A 9,802-nucleotide genomic window follows, 5' to 3' on the forward strand; every position below is an offset into this window, starting at 1 on the left:
GTTCACCTTAAAATCTCATTGTAAAAGAAGTTTTTATCTACTGATTTTTTATCTCTATTTTCTAGAGGTCTACCAGCTAAGAAGTCTTGTATTTGCTTATCTTTACTATTTTTTATATTTTCAGGCGTATCGCTAGCTATGACTTTTTTGTTACCTACTATAATAATATGATCAGAGATACTTAATGACTCTTGTATATCATGAGAGACAATTAAAGAAGTCATTCCTAATGATTCATTTAGTGTAGAAATAAGTTCTAATAATTTGTTAAAAGAGGCTGGGTCCTGACCTGTGAATGGCTCATCATACATCATGATGTCAGGATCCATAGCTATTGATCTTGCAAGCGCGACTCTACGAGCCATTCCTCCAGATAGTTCACTTGGCATCATATCAATTGTGTGTGCTAGCCTAACAGCTTGAAGTTTTAGTAAAACGATATTATGAATTAATTCTTCACTAAGGTTTGTATTTTTTCGTAGCGGGAAAGCAATATTATCATAGACACTTAGATGTGTAAAAAGAGCCCCTGATTGAAAGAGAAACCCCATTTTTTTGCGTAGTCTGGCTAATTGTTTCTCTCGTGTGCTTTTGCTGATAATAGAATTATCAATATATATATCACCTGAATCAGGTTTTATTAGCCCTGCAATGAGTTGTAAGATAGTTGTTTTCCCAGCTCCGGATGGCCCTAAGATTGTAGTTATTTTGTTAGATGGTATTAAGAATGAAATATCATCATAAATACAGCGCTCATCTCTATAAAAGGAAACATTCCTAAACTCAATATTACTCATTATAAAATAATAGACTAATTAAAAGGAATATTAACTTCTATTGTTGAATTCTTGCTACTATCTTCAACTTTTATATCAATGTCACGAATATTATCTTCGGATAAAGCGACATATTTTTTAACAACTTCAATGATTTCATCTTTAAGTTCAGCGAGTAAATGACTACTGATTTTTGAAGATCTTGGATGCAACTCATTTCTTTGATGTGCAACAATGATTTGAAGTCTTTCTTTTGCTAAAGAGGCGCTCTGTTGTTTTTTGCCTAATCCAAAAAGTTTAGCTAACATAGTTACGATTTACCTATTAATTTTTTAAAGAAACCAGTTTTTTGCTCTGTGTATCTCATTGGTATATCTTTACCAAGAATTCTATCTACTGCATCAAAGAATGCTTTGGCAGCTATAGTATCGTCAAGATGAGTTACGGGATGGCCGCTATTTGAAGCTTCTAGAATATCTTTAGATTCTGGAATTATTCCTACGATAGGAGTATATAGTATCTCACTAACATCCTCAGCCCTTAGCATTGCTCCAGCTTTTGCTCTAGCTGAATCATATCTATTCAGAAGTAGATGAATTTCTTTAAACTCACCTTCTTTTTGTGCCTTTAGAGTTTTACTAGATAGCATTCCTAATATTCTATCAGAGTCTCTTACAGATGAAACCTCAGGGTTAGTTACTATAATTGCAGCATCTGCACATCTCATAGCCATTAAAGAACCTTTTTCAATACCTGCTGGCGAGTCACAAATAATTATATCGAAAGACTGTTTTAATTCTTCGACTACTCTATCTACACCTTCCTCAGTAAGAGCATCTTTATCTCTAGTTTGTGAAGCAGGTATAAGATATAAGTTATCAATTCTCTTATCTTTGATAATAGCCTGGTTTATAGTAGCTTCTTCTCTTACAACATTTATCAAGTCATAAACAACTCTTCTTTCACAACCCATAATAAGATCGAGGTTTCTTAAACCAACATCGAAATCAATAACAACTGTTTTAAGGTTTCTTCTTGCGAAAGCGTATGCAATAGCTGCACTAGAAGTTGTTTTACCAACGCCGCCTTTACCTGAAGTAACTACGAAAACCTTACCTTGTTTTTTTTCACTCATTTTAGTTTAAGCCTCTTATTTTTAATTACTTTAAAAACCTTCTATATGGATTTTATCATCTTGTAGATATACTATATACCCATCAGTTTTGGAACTATCAACAGGTATACTTTCATTGTTGAGTGTAACATATTTTCCTGCGATAGAGACTAATTCTGCTTTAAGGTCTTTACATACTATTTTAGCATCTTTGTTTCCTGAGCTGCCAGCAATTACTCTACCGCCAACCCTGCCATATACAATAATACTACCATCGGCTATAATCTCAGCACCATTATTAACATTTGCCGTGACAATCACATCTGCATCTCGGGCATTAATAGACTGACCAGTACGCACAGGAGAGGTAATTATTTTTGTTGAATAGGATTGTTTAGCCTCATCAATAGCTGCTTCTTTGGCTTTACCACTTTTAAGAATATTGTGTCCAGACTTGGCTAGCTGGGTTTTTATCTCTTTGTTATCAACTACAAAGCCTATTGGAACCATACCATTGTTTTTGAATGATTCTATAACTTTCTCTAAAAAATTGAGAGAACACTTTTCACTTTTATCTATATCGCGAATATCAATCGCAAAAGGAGTGTTTTGGAAAAAAGATGGTGATTGCGAGAGTTTTGAGTTGAGTAAACTCTCAATCTGTGTAATTTCAGTTACATTAATATTAATGGCACTGATAGTATAGTTACCACCTTTAAAATGAAAAGCTTGCTTCATGTGTAAGGCCTTAAAAGTTTAAGAATATATTATTTCTATTTGATTTTAGCTTCTTTATACATTACATGTTTGCGAACTACAGGATCAAACTTTTTAATTTCCATTTTGTTTGGCATTTCTCTTTTATTTTTAGTAGTAGTGTAGAAGTGTCCAGTCTTAGCAGAAGATACTAATCTAATCTTTTCTCTCATTTTTCTTATTCCTCTTTATACAAAGCTTAATTAAATTTTGTGACCTTGAGCTCTTAGGTCAGCAAGAACGGCATCAATACCTTTTTTATCAATAATTCTCATACCTTTTGAGCTAACCTTTAGCTTGATATACTTATTTTCACTCTCAACCCAAAATCTATGAGTGTGAAGATTAGGTAAAAATCTTCTTCTTGTTTTGTTTTGTGCGTGAGAAACATTATTACCAGTAGCAGGTCTTTTACCTGTAACTATACAAACTTTAGACATCTAGAAACCCTCCCTGGGCAAATTTATTTATTATTTTTATACAATATCTCGATGATTTTATTATTTTTTGTCCAAAAAGTAAACTAGTAATATAAATAAGTTTTACTGTTTATTTTTGATTATAAGCTTTAATGTTTATACAAGAGGCATTCCTCCTGCTTGAGCAGAGTCTTGAATGTTATTGTTATAGGTGAAATTAGTTTCTCCTTCATATCCTTCGGCAAGAGTTGGATTAGCGTATCTTGGTGGGGTGTTTGGGTCATTATCTATTTTGTCATCGCTGTTGCTTGATGATGAACTTTGTTGTTTTGATTTGTTCATCATGCTAGAGCCTGAAGTGGCAATTGTAGAACCTGAGCTTGCATTCTTTTCATCTGGTAAGTATAAGGCTCCAGTTTGACCACAAGCAGTTAATCCTAAAATTGATGCGATTGAAATAGTAATTAGTAATTTTCTCTTCATGATGTTTATATTTTTTAGTTATAAATTGCTTATTCAAATTTAACAATAAATGGTACTATTAGCAATTGAATTGTTAATTTAACTTTTGAGATGTTAAAATTCAGTTTAGTCGACTTTCTAGTTTAAAAGTTTATGCAATTTAATGAAGTCAAAGGTGTTGGTGAGGCAACTATTAAAGCGCTAGCTAAATATAATCTGTATAATCCGGATGACCTTTTGACAATCTTCCCTAAAGAGTATAAAGATACTCGTTTTGTCAGCACCATAAGTTCTTTGGTGGCGGATAAGAAGTATCTCATTGAGGGTAGAATAACCAATTTAACATACAAGAAGTTTGGCAAAAAATTCTTACGCTTTGTAGTAAATGATGAGACTGGAATTTGTACTATTGTAATGTTTAAATTTTACCCTAATCAAATAGTTGCACTTGAAAATGCTGAATATGTGCGTTGCTATGGTAAAGTCGATTTATCTTTGAGTCCACAAATGGTTCATCCAGAATGGGCAGTTATAAAAGATGGTGTGTGTGCTATCAAAAAAGAGTTTTCACCAGTTTATCGGTTAAAAAAGGTCTCTGATAAAGTGGTGTCTAGAATAATTTTATCTTGCCTTAAAAGTAAAAGTGTTGCAGATATTTTACCAAGACAGCTATTGCGTGGATTTGGTTTGATGAGTTTTAGTGATGCCTTGTATTATGTCCATGCTCTTACAGATTCTATAGATGACAAATTTATAAATATTGCTAGATCTTCTATAAAGTTTGAAGAAATGCTTGCCTACAAACTTGCTGAGGAGAGTATTCGTAAAAGCATAATAAATAGTAGTGCTCCAAGATTGTCTTTAGAAGAGTCTCAGCAAAATGAATTTTATAAAAAGTTACCTTATCAATTAACCCAAGCTCAGCAACGTACAATCACAGAGATTTTAGTGGATATAAGTCAATCAAGTGCAATGATAAGGCTTCTGCAAGGTGATGTTGGCGCTGGTAAAACAATTGTGGCAGCTATGGCTGTATATACCGCGGTTAAATCTGGATACCAAGCAGTTGTGATGGCGCCTACAGAGATTTTGGCTGAGCAACATTATAGTTTTTTTGCATCATATATGGCAGATTTGGATATTGAGGTTGTACCACTATTAGGTAAGTTAACTGCAAAGCAAACTAGAGAAAGTTTAGAGATTATTAAGTTTAAAAAAGATTGTGTTATTGTCGGAACTCATGCTGTGTTTCAAGAGCGTGTTGAGTATTGTAATTTGGGTCTGGTAGTTGTTGATGAGCAACATAGGTTTGGTGTTGAGCAGCGTTTAGCTTTAATTAATAAATCATCTCTAAACGATAGGCATTTGGTGCCTCATCAGCTCATAATTTCAGCTACACCTATTCCTAGGACTCTAGCGATGACTCTGTATGGAAATTTACAATTATCAATACTTGATGAGTTACCGCCTAATCGTAAGCCTATAGTAACAACGGTCTTAAACAGAGCTAAAAAACAAAGTTTGATAGCTAAAGTTAAAGAAGCAGTATTTCGTGGCGAACAAGTATATTGGGTTTGTCCTTTGGTTGAAGAGTCTGAAAATATGGACTTTTTACAGGATGTCAAAACTTTATATAAAGAACTAGCAGAAGCTTTAGGACAGGAAAATGTAGGTCTTGTATACGGCAGCATGAAATCAAAAGATAAAATACAAGAGATGAGTGATTTTAAAGCCAAAAAGTACAAGGTATTGGTTGCCACTACAGTGATTGAGGTTGGGGTAGATGTGCCAAATGCGAGTATTATGATTATCGATAATGCCGAAAGATTAGGTATATCTCAGCTTCATCAGCTAAGAGGAAGAGTTGGTAGAGGGGCAAAGGAGAGTTATTGTATACTGCTTTATAGTGATAGGATAAGCGAAGTTGGCAAGAAAAGACTATCGCTTGTAAGAGAGTCGCAAGAAGGTTTTTATTTGGCTGAGAAAGATCTCGAGATACGCGGAGCGGGAGATATCTTAGGTAAAGAGCAGTCAGGAGTTTCAACATTTAAGACTTTTGATATAAATGAGTATTATGATAATTATGATAAAATATCTGGTGCTACAGCTATAGTAGAAAGTGAATATCCACATCTAAAAAAGAAATTGGTGGATAAGTGGTTTAAGCAAAGAGTAAATTACGTGGATGTGTGATTATTATGTTATTGGCTAGTGTTGTTGCAATTTTAATTGGTTTGATAGCTACGGTGGTAGTTGTTAGGAATTTGTATAAGCAGAGTGTTAGAAAAGGAACACTTAAATCTAAGAAAGATAAAGTTATTAATGGAGTTATCGTTGGCTTGGCGTTTTTTTGTGTAAGTAGTTTCTCATATGTGCTAATCATAAATATTTGAGGCTTACTTGGTTGCTTTAAGAACTATAGTAAATGGATATAATAAGATTATAAACTTAAAAAACATTCGCTAATATTGGTATAATAAAGGTGAATATTGTATTTAAAAACAAGAGGATTAGCTAATGGCTGTTATCAAGACAGAAGATCTAATAAATAGTGTTGCAGAAGCATTGCAATATATTTCATATTATCACCCGAAAGATTTTATTGATGCAATGTATGAAGCGTACCAACGTGAGGAATCAAAGCCAGCAAAAGACGCGATGGCACAGATTCTTATCAATTCAAGAATGTCTGCTATGGGTAAGCGTCCAATCTGTCAAGATACAGGTATGGTGTGTGCGTTTGTAAAAGTTGGTATGGATGCTAAGCTTGATAAAACTGATAGAACAATTACAGAGCTTGTTAATGAGGGGGTGCGTCGTGGCTATAATGATCCACATAACCCTTTGAGAGCATCTATGGTTTTTCCACCTCATGGAGCTAGAAAAAACACAAAAGATAATACGCCAGCAATTGTACATATTGATTTGGTTCATGGTGATAAGATTGAGATTGATATCGCTGCAAAAGGTGGTGGATCTGAGTTTAAGTCAAAATTTAAAGTTTTAAATCCTAGTGATAGCATTATCGACTGGGTAGAAGAGATGCTTCCACAGATGGGGGCGGGTTGGTGCCCACCAGGAATTATTGGTATCGGAATTGGTGGTACAGCTGAGAAAGCTATGCTTCTTGCAAAAGAATCCCTAGGTGAAGAGATTAATATGCAAGATATCATCAAAAATGGTCCTCAAAATGAGACTGAGCAACTAAGATTAGATATTTATAATCGTGTCAATGCTCTTGGTATAGGTGCTCAAGGTCTTGGTGGTTTGACAACTGTGCTTGATGTTAAGGTTAATGAATACCCAACTCACGCAGCATGTAAGCCTGTAGCTCTTATTCCTAACTGTGCGGCTACTCGTCATGTGCATTTCACATTAGATGGTTCTGGAGCTGTTGATTTGCCAGCACCTAAGATCGAAGATTGGCCAGTAATCGAGCAAGCACAAAATGATGATGTTAAGAAGATTAATCTTGCTACAGTTACTAAAGAAGAAATCGAAGCTCTTAGATCTGGTGATAATGTTTTATTGACAGGTAAGATCTTGACTGGTCGTGATGCGGCGCATAAGCGTTTACAGGATATGTATAATGCTGGCGAAGAGTTCCCTGTAGATCTTAAAGGTAGATTTATCTATTATGTAGGTCCAGTTGATCCAGTTGGTGATGAAGTTGTTGGCCCTGCTGGTCCTACTACAGCTACGCGTATGGATAAATTTACACCATTTATGTTAGAGAAAGCTGGTATTGCTGGTATGATTGGTAAATCAGAAAGAGGTCAGGCTACTATTGACTCTATTGCAAAAAATAAGGCTGTTTATTTTATGGGAGTAGGTGGCGCTGCTTACCTAATCTCTAAATCAATCAAGAAAGCGGAAGTTGTCGCTTTTGAAGACCTTGGTATGGAAGCTATTTATGAGTTTGAAGTAGAAGATATGCCAGTAACTGTTGCTGTAGACTCTCTTGGTGTTTCAGCGCATCAGCAAGGTCCTAAGCTGTGGAAAGCTAAGATTGCTGAAATCAAAAAAGGATAGTTTTCCTCGTTACTAGTGTATATTACGACAATTTGATAATATGAATTTATATCTTTTGAATATTGATAGTTGTTATGAAAATCATAAAAATAACCTCTCAAAATAATCACATATACGAAAATCTAGTTCAACTCTACGAGTGTGAGTTTGCTCCTTTAACAGGTGAAAAACCAGATTCTAATGGTTTATATGTTATCCAAACGCCTATTAAAGGTGGTGTGATAGGTTATCTTGTATATATAGATAACTTGCCAGTGGGTTTTATGGTAATCAAGGAGCTCGAAGAATGTCTTGATGTTGCAGAGTTTTTTATTTTACCAAGCTATAGACGTAATAGAATTGGAATTGATTTTGCTAAAGACATTTTTTTAAGGAATAAAGGCAATTGGCAGATTAGACAGATTCAAGGAGCAGACTATGCGACTAGATTTTGGCGTAGGGTTGTGAAAGAGTTGGTCTGCCTGGATTTTATCGAATCTTTCGAGTATGATTCTGAGTGGGGCTATGTAACTATCCAAAGGTTTGCTATTTAGGTTCTTTATATAGTTTAATTATTAATCTTGATGTTTATGTGTGCTATATTCAATCTATAATTCTTTTCATTTTTGATAGTTTAGGGGGCAGGATATGAAAAAAATGTTATTAATATTATTATTGGTTTCTCCAGTACTTGTTTTTGCTGCAGATAGTGCAGCAAATTCGAATGCAAATGTAGATAATCAACAAGCAAAGCAACAAAAATTTGAGGCTAAAAAGCAACGAATTCTTAAAATGTTGCAAGAAAAACAAGCCTGTGTAGAAAAAGCTAATTCAAAAGATGATCTAAAGAAGTGTAAAGTCCATGGTGGTAAAAAACATAAAAACAAAAAAGATTAATTTATAGTAGGTTTTGATTTTTGGTATAACGATTTTTTGTTAGATTGTGACTTCTATTAAATTTTGTTCTGGGTCAAGTACACAGCTTTCATAATATCCATCGCCTGTGATTCTAGGTTTACCTGTAATTTTAAAACCATCATTTCTTAGTTGTTCTGTTAGTTGATCTACTTTTTCTTTAGATCCTACTGATATGGCAAGATGAATTAAACCAAATCTTTCTGTATTATCGAGATTTAAATTGTTCATGTTTTTTGAGTGCATAATTTCTAATCTTGCTCCAGATTCAAAAGATAAGAAATAAGAAGAAAAGCCTTTTATGGGATTTATATATTTATTATTTGGTTTTGCATTAAAGTATTTACAATAAAAATCTTTCATTAGTTCAATATCTTTCACCCAAATTGCAATATGTTCTATTCTCATATATTGTGATTCCTTTATTATATTGTAAATAGCATTGTAGCTAAGTTTAACCATTAATCTTAAGTTGTATATGTGATATATTTTACTTTATTTGCTTTGAAAAAATAAATTGATGCATAAAGATAAAATATTTGAGTTTATAAAGAAAGTCCAAGCAATATCACATACAGGTGTTGTTTACTCTAAATGTCCATATGCTTTGGATAATTACCATGAACTATTAGAGTTAAGTTCAAAAATGTTACACGAGTATATCAAATCTGATGTACAACCTTATGATATATACAGGGATATGTATTATCCAACACCACAGCCAGGTGTGCGAGTGGTTATTTTTCAAAATAATAAACTTCTAATGGCTGAAGATGCTGATACTCCAAGTGAATGGACTATTCCAGGTGGTTGGTGTGATATTGATCTTTCGCCAGTTGAAACATGTATCAAAGAGGTTAAAGAAGAAACGGGCTATGATATTAAAGTGACTAAATTTTTAGCGCTCATGGATAGAAATAATTATACTCAAAGTGAAATTTATAATGTTTACAGTTTGGTATTTGTAGCAGAGATTGTAGGTGGCGAGAATAGCCCAAATTTTGAGGTTAATAAGGTAGATTTTTTTGATATTAATGAGTTGCCAAAATTATCTCATAAGCTTACAAAAGAAGAGCTGGATATTATTCTAAAAGTATATAATGAAGACTCGGTCTATTTTGAGTAAAATTTTTCTCTGTACACGATAATTTTTTCATATTTTAAGTTCCTTAGTAGTTTTATTGAATATTTTGAGACACAAGGAGAAATCATTGCTATAAAATCCAATTTTTTGAATAGCATTTACAATCATGTCTAGTCCATATCTGAAGTAAGAGTTTTGAGGTCTCCCATGCTTCTTACGTGTAATTTTTTGTATTTTAGCATCTCTATACTCACCAACCTTATGA

14 protein-coding genes are annotated in these 9,802 nt (G+C 33.7%); 6 read left to right on the forward strand and 8 right to left on the reverse strand.

Annotated elements, in window-relative coordinates; genetic code table 11:
• Positions 1 to 2: 2 nt before the first annotated feature.
• The 7 genes from F3D57_RS01590 to lptM form a co-directional block, all read right to left on the reverse strand.
• A complete protein-coding gene (locus F3D57_RS01590; protein WP_150464950.1) occupies positions 3 to 797 on the reverse strand; it encodes an ABC transporter ATP-binding protein in 795 nt (264 codons plus the stop codon).
• Positions 798 to 811: 14 nt separating this feature from the next.
• Positions 812 to 1,084: a cell division topological specificity factor MinE gene (gene minE, locus F3D57_RS01595; RefSeq protein ID WP_012279974.1), complete on the reverse strand. Its 273-nt coding sequence runs from the start codon at positions 1,082 to 1,084 to the stop codon at positions 812 to 814.
• A gap of 2 nt (positions 1,085 to 1,086) precedes the next feature.
• Positions 1,087 to 1,911, reverse strand: a complete 825-nt coding sequence (gene minD, locus F3D57_RS01600) for a septum site-determining protein MinD (protein WP_013922133.1) — start codon at positions 1,909 to 1,911, stop codon at positions 1,087 to 1,089.
• Between the two features lie 30 nt (positions 1,912 to 1,941).
• Complete coding sequence (minC, locus tag F3D57_RS01605) at positions 1,942 to 2,628, reverse strand: septum site-determining protein MinC (protein WP_013922134.1); 687 nt, start codon at positions 2,626 to 2,628, stop codon at positions 1,942 to 1,944.
• 35 nt (positions 2,629 to 2,663) lie between these two features.
• A complete protein-coding gene (gene rpmG / locus F3D57_RS01610; protein ID WP_004286519.1) occupies positions 2,664 to 2,819 on the reverse strand; it encodes a 50S ribosomal protein L33 in 156 nt (51 codons plus the stop codon).
• Positions 2,820 to 2,849: 30 nt separating this feature from the next.
• Positions 2,850 to 3,086, reverse strand: coding sequence for a 50S ribosomal protein L28 (gene rpmB / locus F3D57_RS01615; RefSeq protein ID WP_013922135.1), 237 nt, complete (start codon positions 3,084 to 3,086; stop codon positions 2,850 to 2,852).
• 135 nt (positions 3,087 to 3,221) lie between these two features.
• A complete protein-coding gene (lptM, locus tag F3D57_RS01620; RefSeq protein ID WP_150464951.1) occupies positions 3,222 to 3,548 on the reverse strand; it encodes an LPS translocon maturation chaperone LptM in 327 nt (108 codons plus the stop codon).
• A 132-nt stretch (positions 3,549 to 3,680) separates the two neighbouring features.
• On the opposite strand from lptM, the gene F3D57_RS01625 reads away from it, so the two are divergent.
• The 5 genes from F3D57_RS01625 to F3D57_RS01645 all read left to right on the forward strand — a co-directional run bounded on the left by F3D57_RS01625 (position 3,681) and on the right by F3D57_RS01645 (position 8,435).
• Positions 3,681 to 5,720 (forward strand): ATP-dependent DNA helicase RecG, encoded by a 2,040-nt coding sequence (locus F3D57_RS01625; RefSeq protein WP_150464952.1) that lies wholly within the window; start codon positions 3,681 to 3,683, stop codon positions 5,718 to 5,720.
• Positions 5,721 to 5,725: 5 nt separating this feature from the next.
• A complete protein-coding gene (locus F3D57_RS01630; protein ID WP_150464953.1) occupies positions 5,726 to 5,920 on the forward strand; it encodes a hypothetical protein in 195 nt (64 codons plus the stop codon).
• 124 nt (positions 5,921 to 6,044) lie between these two features.
• Entirely contained in the window at positions 6,045 to 7,559 is a 1,515-nt protein-coding gene (locus F3D57_RS01635) for a fumarate hydratase (RefSeq protein ID WP_150464954.1), read from the forward strand.
• Positions 7,560 to 7,633: 74 nt separating this feature from the next.
• Entirely contained in the window at positions 7,634 to 8,092 is a 459-nt protein-coding gene (locus tag F3D57_RS01640; RefSeq protein WP_013922140.1) for a hypothetical protein, read from the forward strand.
• Positions 8,093 to 8,186: 94 nt separating this feature from the next.
• Positions 8,187 to 8,435, forward strand: coding sequence for a hypothetical protein (locus F3D57_RS01645; protein WP_150463596.1), 249 nt, complete (start codon positions 8,187 to 8,189; stop codon positions 8,433 to 8,435).
• A 39-nt stretch (positions 8,436 to 8,474) separates the two neighbouring features.
• Here F3D57_RS01645 and F3D57_RS01650 read toward each other — a convergent pair whose 3' ends face one another.
• On the reverse strand, positions 8,475 to 8,861 hold the full coding sequence (locus F3D57_RS01650; protein ID WP_150464955.1) for a VOC family protein: 387 nt from the start codon (positions 8,859 to 8,861) through the stop codon (positions 8,475 to 8,477).
• A 112-nt stretch (positions 8,862 to 8,973) separates the two neighbouring features.
• On the opposite strand from F3D57_RS01650, the gene F3D57_RS01655 reads away from it, so the two are divergent.
• Positions 8,974 to 9,579: an NUDIX hydrolase N-terminal domain-containing protein gene (locus F3D57_RS01655; RefSeq protein ID WP_149367826.1), complete on the forward strand. Its 606-nt coding sequence runs from the start codon at positions 8,974 to 8,976 to the stop codon at positions 9,577 to 9,579.
• Positions 9,580 to 9,802 lie beyond the last annotated feature (223 nt).

The sequence above is a fragment of the Francisella sp. SYW-2 genome, assembly GCF_008711475.1.
Classification (GTDB): Bacteria; Pseudomonadota; Gammaproteobacteria; order Francisellales; family Francisellaceae; genus Francisella; species Francisella salimarina.